The sequence below is a fragment of the Glutamicibacter sp. BW80 genome, from assembly GCF_002332385.1.
GTDB lineage: Bacteria > Actinomycetota > Actinomycetes > Actinomycetales > Micrococcaceae > Glutamicibacter.
This window is the reverse complement of record NZ_NRGV01000032.1, coordinates 23,675-46,478: the sequence shown is the minus strand read 5'-3', so window position 1 is coordinate 46,478 and position 22,804 is coordinate 23,675. Positions and strand designations below refer to the sequence as shown.

19 protein-coding genes are annotated in these 22,804 nt (G+C 60.7%); 10 read left to right on the top strand and 9 right to left on the bottom strand.

The features are described from left to right. Window positions 1-73 precede the first annotated feature (73 nt). The 3 genes from CIK76_RS10440 to aqpZ form a co-directional block, all read right to left on the bottom strand. On the bottom strand, window positions 74-1,258 hold the full coding sequence (locus CIK76_RS10440) for an MFS transporter (RefSeq protein WP_096286149.1): 1,185 nt from the start codon (window positions 1,256-1,258) through the stop codon (window positions 74-76). 1 nt (window position 1,259) lies between these two features. Beyond that, window positions 1,260-2,033, bottom strand: a complete 774-nt coding sequence (locus CIK76_RS10435; RefSeq protein WP_096286147.1) for a type II CAAX endopeptidase family protein — start codon at window positions 2,031-2,033, stop codon at window positions 1,260-1,262. Window positions 2,034-2,183: 150 nt separating this feature from the next. Continuing rightward, window positions 2,184-2,936 (bottom strand): aquaporin Z, encoded by a 753-nt coding sequence (gene aqpZ, locus CIK76_RS10430; RefSeq protein WP_096286145.1) that lies wholly within the window; start codon window positions 2,934-2,936, stop codon window positions 2,184-2,186. 314 nt (window positions 2,937-3,250) lie between these two features. On the opposite strand from aqpZ, the gene CIK76_RS10425 reads away from it, so the two are divergent. From CIK76_RS10425 to CIK76_RS10410, 4 genes are all read left to right on the top strand, one after another. Next, a complete protein-coding gene (locus CIK76_RS10425) occupies window positions 3,251-3,544 on the top strand; it encodes a DUF4287 domain-containing protein (RefSeq protein WP_096286143.1) in 294 nt (97 codons plus the stop codon). Between the two features lie 347 nt (window positions 3,545-3,891). After that, a complete protein-coding gene (locus CIK76_RS10420) occupies window positions 3,892-4,476 on the top strand; it encodes a type IV toxin-antitoxin system AbiEi family antitoxin domain-containing protein (protein ID WP_255248432.1) in 585 nt (194 codons plus the stop codon). Beyond that, on the top strand, window positions 4,473-5,321 hold the full coding sequence (locus CIK76_RS10415; protein WP_096286141.1) for a nucleotidyl transferase AbiEii/AbiGii toxin family protein: 849 nt from the start codon (window positions 4,473-4,475) through the stop codon (window positions 5,319-5,321). Before CIK76_RS10420 ends, CIK76_RS10415 begins: the two co-directional genes overlap by 4 nt. Window positions 5,322-5,579: 258 nt before the next feature. Further along, window positions 5,580-6,875 carry a Fic family protein gene (locus CIK76_RS10410; protein ID WP_255248431.1) on the top strand — a complete coding sequence of 432 codons (1,296 nt, stop codon included), beginning with the start codon at window positions 5,580-5,582 and terminating at the stop codon, window positions 6,873-6,875. A 278-nt stretch (window positions 6,876-7,153) separates the two neighbouring features. Here CIK76_RS10410 and CIK76_RS10405 read toward each other — a convergent pair whose 3' ends face one another. Together CIK76_RS10405 and CIK76_RS10400 are read right to left on the bottom strand one after the other, a co-directional pair. Further along, complete coding sequence (locus CIK76_RS10405; protein ID WP_096286137.1) at window positions 7,154-9,241, bottom strand: ABC transporter ATP-binding protein; 2,088 nt, start codon at window positions 9,239-9,241, stop codon at window positions 7,154-7,156. Continuing rightward, a complete protein-coding gene (locus tag CIK76_RS10400) occupies window positions 9,242-10,975 on the bottom strand; it encodes an ABC transporter ATP-binding protein (protein ID WP_096286135.1) in 1,734 nt (577 codons plus the stop codon). A 277-nt stretch (window positions 10,976-11,252) separates the two neighbouring features. On the opposite strand from CIK76_RS10400, the gene bcp reads away from it, so the two are divergent. After that, window positions 11,253-11,732: a thioredoxin-dependent thiol peroxidase gene (gene bcp, locus CIK76_RS10395; RefSeq protein WP_096286133.1), complete on the top strand. Its 480-nt coding sequence runs from the start codon at window positions 11,253-11,255 to the stop codon at window positions 11,730-11,732. Between the two features lie 65 nt (window positions 11,733-11,797). Here bcp and CIK76_RS10390 read toward each other — a convergent pair whose 3' ends face one another. The 3 genes from CIK76_RS10390 to CIK76_RS10380 form a co-directional block, all read right to left on the bottom strand. Next, complete coding sequence (locus CIK76_RS10390) at window positions 11,798-13,168, bottom strand: NAD-dependent succinate-semialdehyde dehydrogenase (RefSeq protein WP_217990373.1); 1,371 nt, start codon at window positions 13,166-13,168, stop codon at window positions 11,798-11,800. A gap of 141 nt (window positions 13,169-13,309) precedes the next feature. Next, entirely contained in the window at window positions 13,310-13,969 is a 660-nt protein-coding gene (locus CIK76_RS10385; protein WP_096286129.1) for a dihydrofolate reductase family protein, read from the bottom strand. 518 nt (window positions 13,970-14,487) lie between these two features. Further along, window positions 14,488-15,261 (bottom strand): FCD domain-containing protein, encoded by a 774-nt coding sequence (locus tag CIK76_RS10380; protein WP_096286127.1) that lies wholly within the window; start codon window positions 15,259-15,261, stop codon window positions 14,488-14,490. A gap of 79 nt (window positions 15,262-15,340) precedes the next feature. Between CIK76_RS10380 and CIK76_RS10375 the strand changes: the two genes are divergently transcribed. Next, window positions 15,341-16,219: a carbon-nitrogen hydrolase family protein gene (locus CIK76_RS10375; RefSeq protein WP_096286125.1), complete on the top strand. Its 879-nt coding sequence runs from the start codon at window positions 15,341-15,343 to the stop codon at window positions 16,217-16,219. Window positions 16,220-16,264: 45 nt separating this feature from the next. Then, entirely contained in the window at window positions 16,265-17,617 is a 1,353-nt protein-coding gene (locus tag CIK76_RS10370) for an APC family permease (protein ID WP_096286123.1), read from the top strand. 130 nt (window positions 17,618-17,747) lie between these two features. On the opposite strand, the gene CIK76_RS10365 is transcribed toward CIK76_RS10370, so the two are convergent. After that, window positions 17,748-18,809, bottom strand: a complete 1,062-nt coding sequence (locus CIK76_RS10365; protein ID WP_096286121.1) for a 2,3-butanediol dehydrogenase — start codon at window positions 18,807-18,809, stop codon at window positions 17,748-17,750. A gap of 228 nt (window positions 18,810-19,037) precedes the next feature. On the opposite strand from CIK76_RS10365, the gene CIK76_RS10360 reads away from it, so the two are divergent. From CIK76_RS10360 to CIK76_RS10350, 3 genes are all read left to right on the top strand, one after another. Beyond that, window positions 19,038-19,529 (top strand): very short patch repair endonuclease, encoded by a 492-nt coding sequence (locus CIK76_RS10360; RefSeq protein WP_096286119.1) that lies wholly within the window; start codon window positions 19,038-19,040, stop codon window positions 19,527-19,529. 230 nt (window positions 19,530-19,759) lie between these two features. Next, a complete protein-coding gene (locus tag CIK76_RS10355) occupies window positions 19,760-21,043 on the top strand; it encodes an MFS transporter (protein ID WP_096286117.1) in 1,284 nt (427 codons plus the stop codon). A gap of 216 nt (window positions 21,044-21,259) precedes the next feature. Continuing rightward, a complete protein-coding gene (locus CIK76_RS10350) occupies window positions 21,260-22,804 on the top strand; it encodes an ABC transporter substrate-binding protein (RefSeq protein ID WP_096286115.1) in 1,545 nt (514 codons plus the stop codon).

Below are 22,804 nucleotides of genomic sequence, written 5' to 3'. Positions count from 1 at the left end.
CTCACAAAATCAGGGTAACCCCAAACGGTGAACGGTAGATTAAACGCGATAAACGGAGGTTTGATACTCCGGATTACTTCTTGTGTTTCAGCGCCAAGGCGAAGATGACGGCAAGCATCTGCAACAGCACCACGCACAGCACCAACGTGGTCCAGCCGTAGTGCATGAAGGGAACCCCGATCAGCCAGCCGAGCAGCGAAGAACCCACATAGTAGAAGAGGTTGTAGAGGCTCGCGGCCTGGGCCCGGGTGGCGGGCGCAAGCAACGGCACCCAACCGCTGGCCACCGCATGTGCGGCGAAGAATCCAGCGGTGAAGACCACCATCCCCACGATGATCACCACCAGGTTTCCGGGCAGGGTCAGCAGCAGTCCGGCCATGCTCAGCACAATGCTCAGCAGCAGCGCCCCGCGCCGGCCTATTTTGGTGACCAGTCGGCCGCTGGCCACCGCAGACCAGGTCCCGGACAGGTAGGCGATGAAGACCAGGGAGGCCAGCGACACCGGCACCATGAATGGAGGTGCCTCCAACCGGAAGGCCAGGAAATTGTAGACGGCGACAAATCCGCCCATCAGCAAGAAGCCCTGCAGGTAGAGCAGCGGCATGCCTCCGCCGAGCGCCCGCTTGAATTTGCCGAGGATCGGTCGCAGCCCGCGTTGCTCGGTCGGGATGAATCCGAGCGCTGCAGGGGCCTTGAGCAGAAAGAACAGCGTGCCTACGGCCGCCATGACGCTGACCGCTGCGACGCCCCAACGCCATCCGGCTGGTTCCCCCACCCAGCTGGCCACCAAGCGTCCGGCCAACCCGCCAAGGGTGGTGCCGGAAATGTAGGTACCGCTGGCCAGGGCAACCGCGCGTGGGGTCAGCTCGTCGGCAAGGTAGGCCAGGGCGCTGCCCGGAACACCGGCCAGCGCAATGCCTTCGAGGAAGCGGACCACGAGCAGCGGTTCGAAACCGCTCATCATGGAGCTGGTTAGGCCGAGGACCACCGAGGCGAGCAACGCAATCGCGATGACCCGCCTCCTGCCAATGCGGTCGGAGATGATGGCCCACGGAGTGACGGCGAGCGCCAGGCCAAGGGTGGCCGCGGAGACGGTCAAGGCCGCCTGGGATGAACTGATGTTCAGCTCACCGGCGATGCTCGGCAGCAGGCCCTGCACCGAGTAGAGCTGGGAGAAGGTGGCAACGCCGCTGGCGAACAGGGCCAGCAGCATGCCGCGGTAGGGAACCGAATGCGGTTCGTGCCCGGTAAAACTCAACCTAGACGCCGGTCGGAAGCAGCGGGTAGACCAAGTAGAGCATGAGCAGGGCCATGGCGTTGTTGATGAAATGCAGCAGGTAGGCGTAGGCCAGCGACTTGCCCGAAAGGATGTAGGCCAGGGACATCAGAATGCCGAGCATCAGGTAGGGCAGAACCTGGACGATCGAGGAGATTCCGCCTCCATTGAGGAAGTGGATTCCGGCGAAAACCAGGGTGGAAATGAGCGCGCAAACCCAGATATTGAGCTTGCGCGAAAGCTTGCCGATCAGCAGGTGGCGGAAGAGGTACTCTTCGACAAAGGGCCCGAAAACCGCGGTGACTACGAACATCACCGGGAGCGGGACGGCGGTGGTCATGCCCTGCAGGGCTTCCTGATTTTCGCTGATCTGCGGTCCGCCAAAGATCGTTGTCACGATGGCGGAGAAGATGATCGTCAGCAGCCAACCACCGGGAAGCATCAGCCATTTGGCCCACGGGTAGTACTTCATGGTTTTAAAGGAGTCGAAGAAGTGCGCTCCGCACTGGACCATCGCCAGGATGAAGAAGCTGGTGTAGAGAATCAGGTTGATTCCGAAGAGGGCTTGCTCTTCGGTTTCGAAGGCCGTGAAGTAGCCCGGGATCAGCCCAATGAGTGCCGCTCCGCCGAAGACGAAGAACACGATGTAGGAACCCACCGTCCACCAGTCACCGCGGGTCATCGCTCCGGGGTCGAATACCCGTTGCTTGCGGCGTGGCAGGAAATACTGCTGTGGGTAGGGCGGGGGCTGCTGCATGTTCCTAGCCTATCCAGTGAGCGCACCGCCCCTTGCATTCACGGCCTGGGTTCGCCGTTGATTCCTATGAAAAGCGACTCAATCTACCCGCAAACGCCACCGGCCGGCCACACCAAACTTTGGTGTGGCCGGCCGGCGTAATTCGAGGAGTTACTTCGCTGCCTCGGCGGTCACCAGATCGGAGAAGATCTTCGAGTAGCTCACCCCGGCAATGGCCGCGCCGATCAGCGGGGCCACGATGAACAGCCAAACCTGGCCCAGGGCTTCCGGCCCGGCAAACCAGGCAACACCCAAGGACCGAGCCGGGTTGACCGAGGTATTGGTGATCGGGATGGAGATCAGGTGAATCAGGGTCAGCGACAGGCCGATGGAAACCCCGGCGAAACCTGCCGGCGCACGCCGGTCGGTTGATCCGAGAATCACGTACAGGAAGATCGCGGTCAGCACGATTTCGGCAACCAGCGCGGAGACCAGCGAGTAGCCGTCCGGCGAGCGGTCGGCATAGCCGTTTGAGGCAAACCCCGACTCGGCGGCGTTGAATCCGTCTTTTCCGGAGGCAATGGCCAAAAGCACGGCGCCGGCCACCGAAGCGGCGATGACCTGGGTGATCATGTATGCAGGAACCGCCTTCCACTCCACCCGCTTGGCCAGTGCAGCGCCCAGAGTGACCGCTGGGTTGAAGTGCCCACCGGAAATATGGCCCACCGCGTAGACCATGACCAGCACGGTCAGTCCGAAGGCAAGGGCAACACCGAGGAAGCCGATTCCCATATTGATGGTGTCCCCGTCGAGGACCTGGGCGGCGAAGATCGCCGAACCGCATCCGCCGAAGACCAGAACGAAGGTGCCCAGGAACTCTGCGGTCAACCGCGAGCCCATGGTGGGTGATGATGGCTGTGACATGTTTGTCTCTTTCTAGGAGGAATTACCGCTAGATAGCCACAGTCTATGCTTTGGTTTGCGCAAATTATAGAAACAATTGGCAAAAAATCGACGAATCGTTCTGGTGCACCAGCAGAATTCGGAAATACGGGGGCGCGGCCCCTTGGCCTGGGCGCAACAGTTACGGAGGACGGTGCCAAGAGGAAATGCTATGAACCGGTCAAAAAGCGCGCACATCGTTATGAGGAATGGCTGCGAGGGCTTAGCCCTTGTCGTCCATATTTCCTCGGTATAGGTTGATAACCCACGTTCCTCTTCGCTGCGAAGGCAACCACATGTCATTTCAGGCCTATCTCGATACGATTGAAACCAAGACAGGGCTCACCCCACGGCAGCTGTTAGCACAGGCAACTGATCATGGATTCGGTTCCGCCACCAAAGCGACTCCAATAATCAAGTGGCTCAAGGAAGAACATGGTTTGGGGCGTGGCCATGCCATGGCTATTGTTCATGTGATCACCAAAGGTACGCAGATCAGCGATAAGCATGTTGTTAGCGGCACAGTCCACGCAGATGCCAGTAATACTTTGTGGCTAGATGGCAAAGCTACAAATCCTAACGCCACTTAATGAACTCATTCTCTTCAAAGCCCCGGAGCACGCCGGTAGGGCTCGAAGGGCTTGGTGGCGTCGGTGATGATAGTCGTGGTCGTGATGATGGTTGTCATGACCATGGTTTCTGTCGTGGTGCTGGTGATGGTCGCGCTGGCCGCGTCCGGGCGAGAGAGACGCTTTCACCTTCCCGCGTCTACTAGCCGCAATATCTCGGTGGCTTTACGCGGGCGGCGTCCGGTGCGACCCATGCATAAGGATCCAGATATAAAAGTGAGCGAGAGGCATAGCGCTCAGGGTTGCGCAACAAAACGTCTACAAGTAATATTATCTGTAGACGTTTTGTTGCGTAGGAGGGACCGGGAATGAGCGCAAAAAAGACCAGCGCATCTGCCGGGATGCCTGCGATCAAGTCCTCCACGCTTGAGGATTTCTCACGCAGTGCATTGTCTCGCGGGGTAAAAGCGGGACGTTGGGAACGTATTGCCCGCGGGATCTATCTGCCGTCCGATGCTCCACCGACGGACTGGGACCAGCTGGAAGCTGCCACACGCCGCCCTGATGCCACCATCTGTCTGATTTCAGCACTGGCCCATTATGACCTCACTGACGAGATCCCCGATGCATTGGATATGGCGATCCCGCGCGGCGCCCGTACGCCCCAAACCCAGGGTGCGATTCGCTGGCACCATTTCGATAAGAGCACCTTTGAGCTGGGTCGGGAAGAAATCATCATCCCGGGTAGCACTCAGTTGATCGGGATCTATAGTCCCGAACGCACTATCGTCGATTGCTTCCGCCTGCGATCTTCCATTGGCTATGAGATTGCCCGGGACACGACGAAAGAATGGCTGCGCCGAGGCGGGAAACCTGCTCAGTTGATGCAGATCGCGACTCAACTGCCGCGGGCCAAATCGTTAGTCCTCAATGCCCTGGAGCTGCTGTCATGAATGCCGATGAGATCTACCGGCAGATCCAGAAAGCAGCCCGCTCCGCTGTTGCGCAGCAGGGAATTCAGGTGCCGACGCAGGAGTATTTGATTCGGCATGCCCTGGAATCCTTCTTGGACCGCCTGAACCGCACACCGCACCGCCTCGACTTCGTGCTGAAAGGTGGCCTACTACTGGGGGCGTATGGTGTGCGCCGCCCTACCAAAGACGCCGACTCCAACGCGATCAGCGCCGACGTCACCCCAGAGCACCTGAAGCAAGTTGTCCGCGATGCAGCTGGCATCGCAACCAAGGACGGAGTGGTCTTTGACCTCGACACTCTCACAGTCGACGCGATCCGCGATGACGCTGACTACCCAGGGATGCGCCTCCACGTGAACGTCTCCATCTCTACCTGGAACGGGGCTGTCGCGTGGGATGTCTCGACAGGTGACCCGATCGTGCCCGCACCGAGAAAAGTGACCCTTGAACGGATCCTGGGGGAACCACTGGTCCTAATCGGGTACGCGCCGGAATCGACCGTGGCTGAAAAGGGTGTCACGATTCTTGAACGAGGAATCACCAGCACCCGTTGGCGCGACTACGTCGATATCGTCGCCCTCGGCGAGACTGGCCTTGACCGTGAGGAACTGCTTCGGGCCGTGCGTGCTGTTGCGGACTACCGAGGTGTTGAATTGCAGCGGATCGGCCCTGTGTTGGAAGGCTACGGGTTGATTGGCCAGCCGAAGTGGGCCGCCTGGAGGCGCAAGCAGGGGCTGGCTGGAGTGTGTGAGGATAGCTTGGATGATCAGATGCTTCGCGTCGCGGCAATTCTCGATCCTGCCTTCACCGCGGAACAAGACTGATATCACGCGCTGCAGAGCCCCGGGGAACAATACCATCCTTTAGCCGCCTGCTGCAGATCAGGCCGGTGCCTTTTTTCAACCGGATGCCAGATCTGGCATCTACTGGTATGCCACCGAAAGTATCTTCTGCAGATACTTTCGGGTCCGTCAACCCCTAAAGTAGGAAAAGAGTTGAGACCTAACGAGGCAAAGAAGATCACTGTGTGCAAAGCCCGGAAGTGATAGTAACAAGATTCCTTACTATCGCTTTCTAGGAAAGTGATAGTAAGATTTTTCTTATTATCACTTTGGAGGAACGTCATGGCTGATTCCCAAAACGCTTCTGCTTCGTTCGACTTCCCTCCCGTGAAGTACGAAACCCATTTCTGGAAACCCACAAATCCGCATATCTTCTCCAAGGCCGAAGTTCAGAGGCAAACAGGACCCTATGCCTCCGCGTTGCCAGCGCGAATCGCCAATTGGTATCCCCAGCCAGATTCGTTAGTGATCACCGGGCTTGAAGAAGCCATACATGCCCTCCACGATTTTGACGTCTACTCACTGCTGAGACTTGGAAATGAAAACCCTGAGCTCGGACCGATGTCCAGCGTTTTGCTCCGGACCGAGAGCACCTCTAGTAGCCAGATCGAGCAGCTCACCACAACGGCTCGCCAACTCGCGCTGGCGGAGATCGATGAAGGCGATAAAGCCAACGCTCGAACAGTTGTAGGCAATGTCCACGCAATGGAATCTGCGCTCGCCCTCGCCCCGCAGATCAGTCTGAATAGCATTCTCTCTATGCATCAAAATTTGATGAATCAACAATCTGGCATGGAAGACGAAGCTGGTAAATTCAGGGGAGAACTCGTCTGGATCGGGGGAACAGATAACGCAGGACCCCGCGGAGCCAGCTTTGTTGCACCGAGCCATGAACTGATTCGTGACGCAGTCGAAGACCTAGTTGCATTCATTTCACGCACCGATTTACCTGCCATCGTCCAAGCAGCAATCGCGCACGCTCAGTTCGAAACGATCCATCCATTCGTGGACGGCAACGGGCGTACAGGCCGGGCTTTGGTCCACTCGATACTGCGTCACCGAAGAATTTCTCAATACACCACGGCACCGATCTCCGCGGGAATCCTCCGTGATACCGCTAGCTATTTTGAAGCGCTGGAAGCATTCCGTGCCGGGGACGCGGCCCCGATCATCCAGACCTTCATCAATGCCTCAATCTTTGCGGCTAACACAGGTAAGGATCTGATCGACTCACTGGCTGCACAACTCGATGACTCCGCCACAAAGCTGGTTGGCCTGCGCTCAAGCTCCGCCGCGTGGAAGATACTGCCACGCTTGATTTCCCAACCTGTAGTCAATGCCCGGCATCTTAAAGAACAGCTCGGATTGGGCGACGCTGCAATCCAACGTGCGCTCAGTGTCCTGACCGAACGCGGTGTGCTGGCCGAGAAGTCCGGACGAAGCAGGAACCGGATTTGGCAGCACGACGGGGTGCTGAAAATACTAGATGAATATGCGAAATCTCTGCGGCGAACGACTGGAACAGCCCAGAACTAATTCACGCTGCCTCCGGTGGGTAGCTTGCTCTCATAGTCAATTCCAAAGCCAGCCTCTGACCCTGCGATAAGTCGCCCCCGTGGAGATCACAAGGCATAGTTCGACGACACTGCGCGGCGCTGTTCAGAGTTGATAACTCTTCTGAAAACGTGGCGCCACTCGCTTCGAAAACATAGTGCGCAGTCCTAAGATTCCTGCAGACCACTCAGAAAACAGTCATGCCGCGACGGCTGGGATTAGTTCCCCTCCGTCGCGGCATGACTCGTGCCTAGCTGGTACTAGTTTGCTTCGTTGCCCTCTTGCGGCGCGGGGGCGCCGGCAACAGGTATGCCACCGGTCACCGGAACCGCGGCGGTATCCGGATTCGCATCCACGTCCTCGGCCGGCCCGGCAAACTGCGACTGGTACAGGTTGTAGTAGGCGCCCTGGGTAGCCAACAGCGCCTCGTGGTTGCCCTGCTCCACGATCTGGCCCGCTTCCATCACCAAGATGGTGTCCGCGTCGCGGATGGTGGACAGGCGGTGGGCAATCACGAAGCTGGTTCGGTCGCTGCGCAAGGCAGCCATAGCGCGCTGCACCAGCACCTCCGTGCGCGTATCCACCGAGCTGGTAGCCTCATCCAGGATCAGCAGCGACGGATTGGCCACGAACGCGCGGGCGATGGTGATCAGCTGCTTCTCGCCGGCGGACACGTTGGTGCCCTCTTCATCGATGAGCGTGTCATAGCCCTCCGGCAGGGCACGCACAAAGCGGTCCACGAAGGTCGCCTTCGCGGCCTCGATGACCTCCTCATCCGTGGCGTCCAGGCGGCCATAGCGGATATTTTCCATAATGGATCCGCCGAACAGCCACGCATCCTGCAGCACCATGCCGACCTTCGAGCGAAGATCAGCACGGGACAGGTGCGTGATATTCACGTTGTCCAGCATGATCCGTCCGGAGTTCAGCTCGTAGAATCGCATCACCAGGTTCACCAGCGTGGTCTTGCCCGCGCCGGTGGGACCGACGATGGCCACCGTGTGCCCCGGGTCCGCGTCGAAGGACAGCTCCTCGATCAGCGGCTGCTCCGGATTGTAGGAGAAGCTCACGTTTTCGAAGGAGACGTGCCCGTCGGTGCGTTCCGGAAGCTGGCGCTGGGCATCTTCTGGATCCTGCTCGTCGGCGTCCAGCAGTTCGAAGGTGCGCTCGGCCGAGGCGACGCCGGACTGCAGCATATTCGCGACGCCGGCAATCTGGCCCAGCGGCTGGGTGAACTCTCGCGAGTACTGGATGAATGCGGTGGCATCGCCCAGGGACATCGTCCCGGATGCCACGCGCAACCCGCCGACTACCGCGATGCCCACGTAGGACAGGTAGGACACGAAGTTCATCACCGGCATGATCATGCCCGAGACGAACTGCGCGCCGAAGCTTGCCTTGTACAACTCTTCGTTGCGCGTGGTGAAGCGCTCGACCATGTCGTCCTCGCGGCCGAAGACCTTCATGAGTTCATGGCCGGAGAAGGATTCCTCGATCTGCCCGTTGAGCGCACCGGTGTTCTTCCACTGCGCGGTGAACAGCTTCTGCGCCTTGGAGCCGATAATGCCGGCGCCCACCCCGGACAGCGGCAGCGCCACCAGGGCAATGAGCGCCAGCTGCCAGGAGACCACGAACATCATGATCACGATGCCGATGACGGTCATCAGCGCCTGGACCAGCTGGCTCAGCGCCTGCTGCAAGGCATTCTGGATGTTGTCCACGTCGTTGGTCACGCGGGAGAGGAGGTCCCCGCGCTGGCGGCTGTCGAAGTAGTTCAGCGGAAGCCTGTTGATCTTGTCTTCCACATCCTTGCGCAGGGTGTAGACCACCTTCATGACCAGCTTGTTCAGCAGCCAGCCCGAAACCCAGGAGAAGATCGAGGCCACGAAGTACATGGCCAGCACGATCAGGATGTACTGCGAGAGCTGGGCGAAATCGATGCCCTGCCCGGGGACAAAATCCACCCGGGAGAGCATGTCCGCCTGGGAGTCCTGCCCGGCGTCGCGCATCCCCTGGATGACCTGCTCGGCGGTGGTTCCCGCGGGCAGTTGCATGTCCTTGCCGATCAGCCCGGCAAAGATCACGTCCATGGCGCGGCCCAGGATCCGCGGTGCAATCACCGAGAGCACCACATACACGGTGATCAGCGCGAAGACCAGACTCATGCCCACCTTGTAGGGGCCCATCAGGCCGATGAGCCGCTTGGCCGAAGGCCAGAAGTGCTCGGCCTTGCGCACCGGAGTTTCCTCCCAGCCTCCGGAGGCCGCGGCCACCTCGAACTCGTCTACCTCGGCGAGGTCCGCATCAACTTCGGCGAGCTTCTCGCCGCCTTTTTTCTTCGCTGCCATTTAGGCCACCTCCTCCGCGCTGAGCTGGGATGAAACAATTTCCTGGTAGGTTTCCGAGGACTGGAGAAGCTCCTCATGGGTGCCTCGGGCAACAATTGCCCCATGCTCCAGCACCAGGATCTGATCTGCCCCGGTAATGGTTGACACGCGCTGGGCAACGATGATCACCGCGGCGTCCTTGGTCGGCTCGTCCAGCGCCGCACGCAGCTTGGCGTCGGTGCTCACGTCCAAAGCGGAGAACGAATCGTCGAAGAGGTAGGTGTTCGGTTTCGCGGCCAACGCGCGGGCGATGCATAGGCGCTGGCGCTGGCCGCCGGAGACGTTGGTGCCACCCTGGGAGATCTTCGAGTCGAGCTGCTCATCGCGGGCGGCGACAAAATCATCCGCCTGGGCGATGCGCAGCGCTTCCCAGAGTTCTTCCTCGGTGGCCTGCTGGGCGCCGAAGCGCAGGTTGCTGGCCACGGTTCCGGAGAACAGGTAGGGGCGCTGCGGAACTGCCGAAATATTCTCCGAAAGCAGCTCGCGGCCAAGTTCGCGCACCGGAATGCCGCCGATGAGCACCTGACCCTCGGTGGCGTCGTAGAGCCGCGGGATCAGGTTCAGCAATGTGGTCTTGCCCGAGCCGGTGGACCCGATGATCGCGGTAGTCTCACCGGGCTTGGCGAGGAATGACACGTCAGAGAGCACCGGGGCGTCCGCGCCGGGGTAGCCGAAGCTGACGTTGCGGAATTCGACGGTGCCCGGGGTGGGCAGCGCGATGCCGTTGTTCGCCGCGTCGACCATGCTCGGATCGCTGTCGAGCACCTCGCCGATGCGGTCTGCCGAAACCATCGCACGCGGGACCATCATGGCCATGAAGGTACCCATCATGACCGCCATCAGGATCTGCAGCAGGTACTGCAGGAATGCGGTCAGCGCACCGACTTCCACCTGGCCGTTGTCCACGCGATGCCCGCCGAACCACAGCACGGCCGCGGTGGACAGGTGCAGGATCATCGAAATGGCGGGGAACATCAGCACAAACAGATTGCCGACCTTAACCCCGAGGATGGTCAGCTTCTGGTTGGCATCGGCATAGCGTTCGGTTTCATGCTGCTCGCGCACGAAGGCACGCACCACGCGGATACCGGTGATCTGCTCGCGCAGCACGCCGTTGATCCCGTCGATGCGCTTCTGCATATCGCGGAACAGCGGCATCAGCTTGATCACCAGGATGCCGACGACAACCAGCACCAGGGGAACTGCAACCCAGACGAGCCAGGACAATCCCGGATCCTCGCGGATGGCCATGACCACGCCGCCGATGGACATGATCGGCGCGGTGATCATGAAGTTCAGCGCCATCAAGGTGAGCATCTGCACTTGCTGCACGTCGTTGGTGCCGCGCGTGATCAGCGTGGCGGCACCGAATTTGTTCACGTCTTGGGCGGAGAAGGTGGAGACCTTCTCGAACACCGATTGACGGATGTCCCGGCCAACGCTCATCGAGGTCTTGGCCCCGAAGTACACGGCGCCGATCGCCGTGGCAACCTGGATGAAGGCGACCACGAGCATGATTCCGCCGGTCCGCCAGATGTAGTCGACATCGGCATTGACCACACCGGTGTCGATGATCTTGGCGTTCAGGCTGGGTAGATACAGCGTGGCGATCGTGGTGGCCAGCTGCAAGATGACTACGGCGGCGATCCAGCCGGCGTAGGGTTTGCTGTGTCTGAGGATGATCTTCAGAAGCATGAGGTATTGTCCTTACTCCATCTGCACCGAAGCATCCTGCACCTTCGGATTAAAGGCAGGGTGTTTCGAGCGCGATTGTCAGTCTAGCCCGTGCTGCCGACAGTGAAGATCATCCTTGCGATTGATTTTTGCCAATCATTAATTTCTTCCGAAATTCCGGTGAATAATTGCGCACAGCCGCCGCCGGCGCCGAATGAAGTGGTGGGTGAAATCGCCCTAGCCTTGGGCGACTAAACCTCATATGATGGAAATTAATTATCGTTATACGAAAGTTGGAATGATGTCAGAACAAGCAGTTAAATTGGTTCCGGGTCAGCCGGCACCAGAATTCACCCTGCGCGACGCGCAGTCCGAAGAGGTTTCGCTGTCCGACTTCGCAGGCCAGAACGTCATCGTCTACTTCTACCCCAAGGCAGCCACCCCAGGGTGCACCACCGAGGCCTGCGATTTCCGCGACAATCTCAACTCGCTGAAGAGCGCCGGGTACTCAGTCCTGGGTATCTCCCCGGACGAGCCCGCCGAGATCGCGAAGTTCGCCACCGACGAGTCGCTGAATTTCCCGCTGCTCTCGGACCCGGAGAACCTCGTGGCCAAGGCCTACGGCTCCTTCGGCGAGAAGAGCTTCGGAGAAAAGACCTTTGTCGGCACGCTGCGCTCCACCGCCGTGGTTGCTCCGGACGGCACGATCAGCCAGATCGAATATGCCGTGGATGCGAAGGGACATGTGTCCAGGCTGCGCGAGGCGCTGGGCGTTTAACCACCAGCGGGCCTGCTTCCCAGAGATTTCTGCGAAACAGGCCCGCTGCCAAATGCACCAGGCGGCTAGCGCCCAGCGATCTTCACCAGCTTGTGGTTGATGAACTCGGTCATGCCGTACTTGCCCAGCTCCCGGCCGATCCCCGAGCGCTTCACCCCGCCGAAGGGCAATTCGGCGGCAGAGGCCGAAGGTTCGTTGATGGCCACCATGCCGCTTTCCAGCCGCGCGGCGATACGCTCGGCGCGCGCCAGGTCCTTGGTGTGGACCGAGGCACCCAGGCCGTAGTCGGAGTTGTTGGCCAACGCGATAGCTTCTTCCTCGCCGTCCACCTTGTAGAGCACCGCCACCGGCCCGAAGAGCTCTTCGGAGAAGGCACGCATTTCCGGGGTGACATCGGCCAGGATGGTCGGTTCGTAGTAGGCACCGACGCCGTCGATCCGCTTGCCGCCGGCGAGCACCGTGGCGCCCTTGTCGATGGCGTCCTGCACCTGTTCCGCCAGGCCTTCGCGGGCCGCCGCCGAAGACAGCGGGCCGAGGAAGGTCTCGGCCTGGGTTGGATCGCCGACCTTGATGGCGGACACCTGTTCGGCGAGCGCCCGGGAGAAGTCCTCATACACAGTGGAGTCCACGATGAACCGCTTGGCCGAGTTGCAGGCCTGCCCGGTATTGCCGAAGCGGGCCCGCATGCCAAGCTTCGCGGTCCGTTCCACATCGACGTCGGGCAGCACCAGGAACGGATCAGAACCGCCCAGTTCCAGGACCACCTTCTTCAGGTTGCGCCCGGCGACCTCTGCCACCGCCGCGCCCGCGCGTTCGGAGCCGGTCAGCGAGACGCCCTGGATGCGGCGGTCCGCGATGATGTCCGCCGCCTGCTCATTGGTGGCGAAGATGTTCAGGTAGGCGCCGTGCGGCGCTGCGGCTTCACGGAAGATCTGCTCCATGGCCAGCGCGGATTCGGGGCACTGAGGTGCGTGCTTGAGCAGGATCGTATTGCCGTTCATCAGGTTGGGCGCCGCGAAGCGCGCCACCTGGTAGTACGGGAAATTCCACGGCATGATGCCCAGCAGCACGCCGACCGCTTCCTTGCGCACCAGCGCCTTGCCGCCCGAGGCAATTTCCAGTTCTTCATCTTCCAAGAACTTCGGACCGTTCTTGGCGTAGTAGCGGTAGATGGACACCACGATGCCGATTTCGCCGAGCGACTGCTTCATCGGCTTGCCCATCTCACGGGTGATGATTCCGGCGAGCTCTTCGGCACGCGCCTCATAGATATCTGCCACGCGTTCAAGCAGTGCTACGCGCTCGGCCAACGCAGAGACGGACCATTGCCCATAGGCTTGATGGGCGGTGGTAATCGCGGTCTGGATTTGCGCGTCCGAGGCGATGGGGTAGGTTGCTTCCACGACTCCGGTGGCAGGATTCGTTACTGCGTACATATTCATGCTCCTTCGCTTGGTGGCTTTTCTGCCATGCCCGGATACTCCGGGGTGCCGATCCCATGGCATTTGACCCCAGTCTGCCAGCACCGCCCCGCCCGAAGGCAAGACGGCGCGTGACGAAGCTACACATTCGGTTCGCTAGGACTCGATCCGGGTGAATTCCAGATGCGTCACCCCGCTGCTCGTCGAAGTGGATGCGATCGAGTAGTTTCGCTCCATCCCTTCAAGACCCTCCCAGAGCCTGTCACCGCGTCCTAAGAGGATCGGAACTAGCGCCACGTGCAGATAGTCCACCAGTCCGGCGCGCAAGAATTCCCGCACGCTGAGCACGCCGCCACCGAGGCGCACGTCCAGCCCGCCGGCGGCCGCGACGGCTGCTTCCAGGGCTTCCTGCGGGGAGGCATCGATGAAATGGAAGGTCGTCTCCCCCACCGTCTGGGATTCACGCTTCCGGTGGCTGAGCACGAACACCGGAGAATGGAACGGTGGTTCATCTCCCCACCAGCCGGACCAGCTGGGGTCTTCTTCCCACCTCGGAGGACCGTACTTTCCGGCACCCATGATTTCGGCACCAAGACCGTCAAACGCCCTCCGGGCAAAAACGTCGTCCTCGGCTGCAGCCTCGTCCAGAGGTACGCGCATTTCGTTGCCCACCAGCGATTGGAAGGTCTGGGTGGGGATGAACCATTCGTGCAGTCGCTCCCCTGCATGCCCGAAGGGTTCTTCGAGGCTGCGGTTCACCCCGCTGCCCATGCCGTCTAGCGAAATGCTCAAATTATGCGCTCTGAGTTTTGCCATGACGCGTCCTTCCCGTCTCAGTGGGTTAATGTCGTTTCAGGCAACCGCGGGGCTGGTCAGCCAGGCGGCCGGAGGTTGTGCCCACAGTCTGCCACTTGGAGCACGCGACCGAAAGGATGCATGGGCCAGCGATGCTACCGGTTCGGCAGCACATTGGTCGCAAGAAAGTTCCGGCTAATATTTAGGTCCGGTATCCCGCCCTTCCCGGCGAGCATCGCGATGCACGGTATTTCACCATCTCAGGATTGCCGTTGCGGACCAGCGCGTTTCCGAGGTCAATGAAAATTAACTCATCTCGCTTCGTAATTCCCGTGCTTCTCGGAACTCAAAGGCCGTTCAACATCGACTTCTACGCGGTGGTTCCATTTCTTGCCGTCGTCCTCACCAATGATTTCCTTCCGCCCGGCACCACTGTGGGACTTATGCCGGGGATTCGAACTTTCGACAAGCAGGGACACTTCCTCGCCGGCGAAAAGGCAGCGGAGCACAGGCAAGCAGCGCACCGCCTATTGCCGTCACTAGCGCCCTCCACCAGTTCCAAGACCGAAGAACATCTCTCCCCTCAGTGCCGCCACATGTTCCTGGGTCACCGACATGGCCTCCACGGGATCATGGCGCCGCAGAGCGTTAACCAGCTGCCGGTGGTGGCCTCGGCCAACTTCCAGCTTCTCCTGCGGATAGGGCACGAAGTACTTCAGCAGTTCTTCGTAAGCGGCGAGGTAGGCAGGTACCTCGGGAAGGTCGCTGATTTCGGCAAGCAGGCGGTGGAAACGGGTATCGGGGATGTGATGCTCATGCCAGCTTGCAGCACGTGCCGATTGGCTGATCAATTCTTCCAACTCTTGGCACTGCTCCTCGGTGGCGCGTAGTGCGGCCTGCGCAGCAACGGCGCTTTCCATGAGGCTGCGCTGGTCGATCAACCGGAGCACCGCACCTTCATCTGCGCGGAATGCTTGGACCGAGGAATCATTGAGCTGCGGCGGATCTTGCACCACGAAGGTCCCGCCGCCTCGCCCGGGACGCCGTTCGAGCACCCCGTCTGCCACCAGGCTTTCCAGCCCGCGACGAGCCGTGATGACGCTGACTTCAAGGCCGGCGGCGATCAGCTGGGTACTTGGCAATTTGCCGCCTGGGGCAAGCAGTCGATGTTCGACCGACAGCAGGATTCGTGCACGGACGGTTTCCATCGCCGTAAGCCGAGTAACAGCTGCGGAGCCCGGTGCCGCATGCAGCAATCGCTCGGCTTCACGTTTCTCGGCATTAGCCGAACCCGGATTATTTTTTGCCGTCATGTATTGAGTCTATCGATTGCATCACATACATTTATATAACTGCTCATATTGATCAGTTATATATCTCCGAAAGAAGTTCATGGTGCCTCAAGAAATCATTGCCGGCCTGGCCCAACGCGCTCCGCTGCCCGTGTCGAGCTCGGTAGACGGTTTTGCCGAGGACGTAGCCGCGACGCTAGATCGCTTCGGACCGATGGATCTGCTGGCCTACCCGGAAATGCACTTGCACGGCACCGAGCATCTGCCCGAAGCCGAACGGAGTGCAGCGTTGGTGAACGCCGCGGTCCCGCTGGATGATCCGTTCGTCGCGGCCCTCGGCCGGATCGCGGAAGCACACCGGATCTGGCTCTGCCCGGGAAGCATCGGGGAACGCGACGCTGCCGGCGGCTACTACAACACCCAGCTGCTCTTCGCCCCGGACGGAACCCTGGCGGCCAGCTACCGCAAGATGTTCCCCTGGCGGCCCTTTGAGCCGCATCAGCCGGGCACCGAATTCGTGGTGGCCGCACTGGACGGCTTTGGCCCGGTCGGTTTGTCCAACTGCTACGACGCGTGGTTTCCCGAGCATTCCCGCCATCTCGCGTGGATGGGCGCCGGGGCCATAGTGAACGTCGTGAAGACCACCAGCGATGACCGCGAACAAGAACTGGTGCTGGCCAGAGCTAACGCCATCGTGAATCAGGTCTACATGCTCAGCGTGAACTGCGCCCACCCCGCCGGCCGGGGCCGCAGCATCGCGGTGGATCCCGAAGGCATGGTGCTAGGCGAAGCCGGGCTGGGCGAAGACACGCTCGTGGTGCGAGTCGATCCAACCAGATTACAGCGCGTACGCGAGCAGGGCACGGCCGGAACTAACCGGGTCTGGTCCCAATTGCAGCCTGGAGATCAGCCCATCAAGCTGCCTATGTACAACGGCATGCTTGATCCCTCCCGTTGGGCCCCGGGTCCCCGCTCCTAGATCGTTTCCCTCTCACCTCCCCTACTGAAAACAACGGAGTTTTCCATGTCCACCACCACTGCCCTCACACGCACCTTGACGTTGCCCTCGCTGGTGATCTTCGGCCTGGCCTATCTGACACCGCTAATTGTCCTGGGCATCTTCGGGGTCATCGCATCGCAAACCGGCGGCGCCAGCGCCAGCGCCTACCTCATTGCCTTGCTGGCGATGCTTTTCACCGCCAACAGCTATGGGCGAATGGCAGCCGCCTACCCCGTAGCGGGCTCTGCCTACACCTACGTACGCAAGACTATCGATGGCCGGTTGGGTTTCCTGGTCGGCTGGGCCACCATGCTCGACTACCTGTTCCTGCCCATGGTGATCTGGTTAATCGGAGGTTCCTACCTGCAGGCGCAGTTCCCTGCGGTACCCATGCCGGTATGGATCCTGGGCTTCATTGTTGCCACGACAATCCTGAACATCGTGGGCATCAAGGTGGCCGACCGGGTGAATCTGGTCCTGATGTCCTTCCAGATCCTGGTCATCGTCTTCTTCGTGGCTCTCTCCGTGGCCAGCGTCGTCGGCGAGCAAGGGGCTAACGGACTGGCCAGCGCCACTCCGTTCACCGGAATCGATGCCACCGCCGCTGGCATCGCCGGCGGCGCGGCCATCGCTGCCTATTCCTTCCTCGGATTCGATGCAGTGACCACGTTGACCGAGGAGACCGTCGAGCCGCGGCGCACCGTACCCAAGGCGATCATGCTGATCGCGCTGATCGGCGGCGGCATCTTCGTGGTGGTGGCCTACACCGTGCAGCTGGTGCATCCGGGCGGCGTCTTCGAGAATTCGGAGGCGGCGGGCTTCGAAATCGCCCAGCAGGTCGGCGGCAATCTCTTTGGAGCGGTTTTCCTCGCCGCCCTGGTCATTGCCCAATTCACCTCGGGCATCGCGGCCCAAGCCGCCGGCAGCCGGCTGCTCTACGCCATGGGCCGTGACGGGGTGCTTCCACGCGGCTTCTTCGGCAAGCTGAACGCCCGGTGGAGCACCCCGGTCTTCTCGATCCTGGCCATTGCCGCGGTGGGCCTGATCGCCATATTCATGGACGTGGCCACCTCGACGTCATTCATCAATTTCGGGGCATTCATCGCCTTCATCATGGTCAACGCCTCGGTGATCGTCTACTGGGCACGAGAACGCCAAGCCGGCAGGCAGCTGAACCCGCTGCTCTATGTCCTGTGCCCGGCCATCGGCGTGTTGGTGATCGGATTCCTGCTCTTGCAGCTGGATATGCACGCGGTAGCCATCGGCTCGATCTGGCTGGTCATCGGCGGGATCATCTTGGGCTTCACGACCAGGGGATTCAGGCGCCAGCCACCGCAGATGGCACTGGATGACCTGGAAGGCGCGGTCCAGCAGTAAATTCCTCCCGCGAGCCACGAACAGTGGCGACCCCCGCCTACAGAGGGAACGGCAAATGCAAAGCCCGACCGGCAGAGCAGTCCTCCAGCTCTGCCGGTCGGTTGCTCTGCCGGCGCCGACAACAGCCAGATCAGGCGCGCGGATTCACGATGATCTTCACATGCTCTTCATTGTTGTTAATCAACTGGTCGAAACCTTCGGACACCAGCCCGTCAAGTCCGATCCGGCCGGTAATGAAGGGCGCCAAGTCCAGCTTCCCGCCCTGCACCAGCGCTATGGTGTCCGGATGATCGCTGGCGTAGCCGATGGTTCCCCGCAGATCGATCTCTTTCAGCACCAGCTTGGGCATGTCAACTGGTGGCTTATGGCCCCAGATCGAAACGTTGACGATCACCCCGCCCGAAGACACCGCATCCAGGAGCATGTCCAGCACCGCAGGAACCGAGGAGCACTCGAATCCGACATCGGCGCCGCGACCTCCGGTTGCGTCGCGCACTTTCTGCGCCACGTCCCCGTCCCGCGGATCGAAGACATCATCGGCCACCCCGGTTTCGCGGGCCTTGGCCTTGCGGGCTTCGGAAAGCTCCGAGACGAAGACCTGAAGCCCCTTGGCTTTAAGCACCGCAGCGGTCAGCAATCCGATCGGACCGGCACCACCGACAATGGCAACCTGCCCGGCTTTGGCCCCCGATCGGACGAACGCATGGTGGGCAACCGACAGCGGCTCTATTAGTGCGGCTTCATCAAGCGGGATCCGGCCGATGGGGTGCACCCAGCGGCGTTCGACCACAATTTTCTCCGAAAGTCCGCCACCGCGGCCGCCCAAGCCGATGAAGTTCATATTCTCGGACAACTGGTAGGGCTGTCCCTGGCTGGTGTCCACGTCTTCATGAACGATATAGGGCTCTACCACCACGTTTTCGCCGATTTCGAGTCCGGTGACTCCTGGCCCCAGGGCCGTGACGGTTCCGGAGAATTCATGGCCCATGGTGACCGGTGCGCTTTCACCCGAGATCGGGTGAGGCTTCCCGGCCGGCGGGATGAAGATCGGCCCTTCAAGGTATTCGTGCAGGTCGGTCCCGCAGATACCGCACCAGGCCACGTCAATGGCCACCGTGCCCGGCTTCAGTTCCGGCTCGTCGATGTCCTCGATCCGGATGTCCCGCTGGTCGTAGTATCGTGCTGCTTTCATTGAGTTTCCCCTTAGTGGTTTCAGTGCTGCCCGGGCCAACGGTCGACGAATTGCCGTTCTCGAGGCCCAACCTACTGGCGCGCCCGGGTCTTGTAAACCGTTGCAATAGGTTTCAATGACATACCCCGGCCCCAGCAGAACAGACCGACCTCGAGTTCCAGCTGCCTCTCGTGGATAGTCTGCAGTGGAACCGTGGCGTGCAGAGCCGATCCGTGCGCACAATGGACCATGGACATCATGACTGTTGGGCAGCGCTCGCGGCTCATGTCGCGGATCCCCGGCAAGAACACCCGCCCGGAACTCGCCTTGCGAAGTCTGCTGCATGCCGCTGGCTACCGTTTCCGGTTGCACGGAGCATTGCCTGTCCGGCAGTTGGCCGCGCTGCGCAAAGAACACCAGGAAATCCTTTTGCGCGGGGGCAAGCTGCCTGGCTCGCCGGATCTCGTCTTCAGCGCCCGGAACAAAGTGATTTTCATGAATGGCTGCTTCTGGCACGGTCACGATTGCCCTGCGGGCCAACACCGCCCCTCATCCAATGCTGAATACTGGAGCCCGAAATTGGATTCCAACATCGCCCGGGACAAGCGCAAACGGCAAGATTTGGCATTGCTTGGATGGGATTCGCTGACGCTGTGGGAATGCGAACTGAAATCGATGGACGAGGTCCTGCGCAGAGCTGCGGAATTCCTGGGGCCTCCACGCAATCCGCGGAGCATGTAGTTCGAGCGGCTATCCGCCTCTGCCCTGCTGTCGATTGGCTTGCCCAAGACCCCGAGAGCAGCCAACAATCCGCCCCGCCGTTACGGCTAGCGGCGGCGGCTTTCTGACAATCGGGTTATTGCTGGCTAAAATTGCAATCCGGTGGCCATACTGCCGACGAAAACCTAAGAAACCGAAGGATCTGATCATCGCCAGAATATCGAAGCGGCCCAACGCGTTCCCTAAGGTCCATGAAAACTAGCTCCCCTCGCTTCGAAGTTCCCGTTCTCCTCGGAACCCAGACGCTGTTTAATATCGGCTTCTACGCGGTGGTTCCATTTCTTGCCGTGGTCCTCACCAATGATTTCCTGCTGGCCGGCACCGCGGTGGGACTCATTCTGGGGATTCGCACCTTCGCCCAGCAGGGACTCTTCCTCGCCGGCGGCAGCCTGGCGGACCGTTTTGGCGCACGAAAAATGATCCTCATCGGCTGCGCGGTTCGCGCGGCCGGGTTTTTCACCCTGGCCGCCTCGTTGTGGGCCAGCAACCCGGTGCTTTGGATGTTCATTCTCGGAACCCTGCTGACCGGATTTGGCGGAGCGCTTTTTTCTCCCGGGCTCAATGTCCTGGTGGCCGCAGCCCAAGCAGCCCGAGAACGCGGAAAGCCGGCCGAAACCAAACGCACCACGCTCTTTGCCTGGCTGAGCATTACCGGCGAAATCGGAGCGGTCACCGGACCGCTGGTCGGGGCGGCGCTATGGGGCTGGGGCTTCTCGACCGTCGCAGGATTCGGGGCGGTCTTCTTCGTCGCCATCGGCCTGTTCTTATGGGCCAACCTGCGCCGGGAGGCCCCAGGGATTTCCCCCCGGGGCGCTGGCAATGATTCGGTGCAGCGAAGCATCCCGAAGAGCAGTCTGCGTGCATGCCTGAAAGACCGCAGATTTGTGGCGTTCTGCGGTTTGCACGCATCGGACCTGTTGGCCTATAACCAGCTCTACCTGGCCATTCCTCTGGAGCTGGCGCGCATGGACTTGCCCACCCAGTGGCTGGGCCTGGTCTTCGCCTGGATTTCCATTTTGACGCTGACCTTGCAGTTGCCCGTTGCGTGGCTCGCCACCCGTCTAGGTCCGTTCATAACCTTGCGGTTCGGGTATCTCTTCAGCGCACTCGGGTTCGCGGTACTCGCGTTCGCTCCCGCCTCTGCCTTCGGCGGCGAACCCGGAGCGGCACGGATCATGTGCGCGGTAACCCTGCTGACGCTGGGACATATGAGCGTGCATCCCACCGCGCTGAGCCTGGTCCCGAAATTTGCCGGCACACGTGCCACCGGTTCCTACTTCGGCTTGCTGTCCAGTTGCGGCGGGCTGGCGGTACTGCTGGGAAATATGCTCATCGGGTTGCTGCTGACTCGGGCCGGCCAGGAGCTGCTGCCCGGATACCTGCCATGGATGGTTCTGGTTGTTCCGCTGGTCTTGGCCTCCATTTGTGCGTCGCGCATCGCGCGTCGAGTCGGCACCTCCGCCCGGCATTCGTGAACTACGACATATTAGGTAAAACGACGCAGAATTTCCACGCCAATCATCAACTCCGCACTACTCAGGCTGTTATCTCGCTTCCAATCAAACAGCTCTGTTTTGACTCTGCTTTTTCTATGGGCCCAGGACAGCCTCTCGGTGCGGCTAATTAGGGTACGCTTACCAAGGCCCTAATGCTTTAGAAGCCTATTCATTACGTAATGCCGAAGGATTTCCATGAACTTTGGACGTTTGAGCGCAGCCGCCGGAATCGCGGCCGTTGCACTCGCGCTGACCGCCTGCAGTACCTCCACGCAGGATGCCGCACCGGAGCAGGCCGCGGATCAAGACGCTCGCGTAGTTGTGGCCAATTTCCGCGCGCCGGTGTCCAACTGGGCGCTGGAAAGCGATGATGCCTATGTGCTGTCCATCTCCGGGTGCTTGGAAACCCTGACCCGGTATGACCAGACCGAGAAAAAAGTCGAGCCGATGCTTGCGGCATCATGGAAGCAGTCTTCCGATACGCAGTGGGATTTTGAGCTCCGCCCGGACGTGAAGTTCCAGGACGGCAGCGCGTTGGATGCGAAGGCCGTGGCCGCATCGTTGAGCCACGTGCTCGAAGCCGCCGCGCCGGCACGCGCCATCAACCCCAAGACCATCAGCAAGGTCGCCGCTCTCGATGCCGACACCGTCCGCGTCACCACGCCAGCTGCTGATCCGCTGTTGCCCTACCGCATGGCAAGCGTGAATGCCGGTATCCTCTCCCCTAATGCCTATACGTCCAAGGGCATAGACCCGTTTGGCCACTGCACCGGACCGTTCACCCCGGTCTCCGAAAAGGCCGGCCAGTCACTGACCCTGGACCGCAACGAGAACTACTGGAACGGCACCGCGAAACTGGCCGGCGGCGAAATCCGCTACATCACCGAGGGCGCCACGCGCGCAACCCAGGTCCAGACCGGAGAAGCCGACATCTCCATGTCGATTCCGGCCACCAGCTTGGCCACCTTGGAATCGGATGACTCGGTGAGCGTGCTCAAAACCGATTCTCCACGCACCGCGACGCTCTACCTGAACAACTCACGGGCACCGTTCAATGACGTCAAGCTGCGCAAAGCGGCAACCATGGCGCTAGACCTGCCCGCCATCGCCGCAAGCATTTACGAGGGTGCCGCGCAGCCCGCCACCGGCCCCTTCGCGCCAAGCGAAAGCTGGGCCAATCCCGACTTGGCCGTCCCCCAGCTGAATCTGGACGAAGCCAAGAAGCTGGTGGCCGATTCCGGGTATGCGCAAGATCAGCCGCTGGAGATTATCGCGATCACCGAACGCGCTGAATTCGCCGGGGTCGGCGCCATCATCCAGGAGCAGTTCAAGCAGATCGGCCTCCAGGCCAACGTGGTCACCAAGTCCTACGGCGCCGCCGAACCAGATGTACTGGCCGGCAAGTACGACATGATCCTGAGCCAGCGCAATCGCATGATCGATATTGCAGACCCCATCGGGTTCCTGCAGGCGGACTACACCTGCCAGGGCGGCTACAACCTGAGCCATTACTGCAATGAGGATTACGACGCACTGATTGCCAAGGCGGCCAGCGAAACCGACGAGGCCACGCGCCACCAGCTCTACCGCGAGGCGGGAGACATCCTTGCCGAGGATGCGGCCAATGTGTGGCTGGTCAACGAACAGTCCATCGACGCCGTCGGCGACTCGGTCCAGGGCTACGTCCAGGACCCGCTCACCCGCTACGTGTTGACCAAGGATCTGGCGAAGACCAAGTAA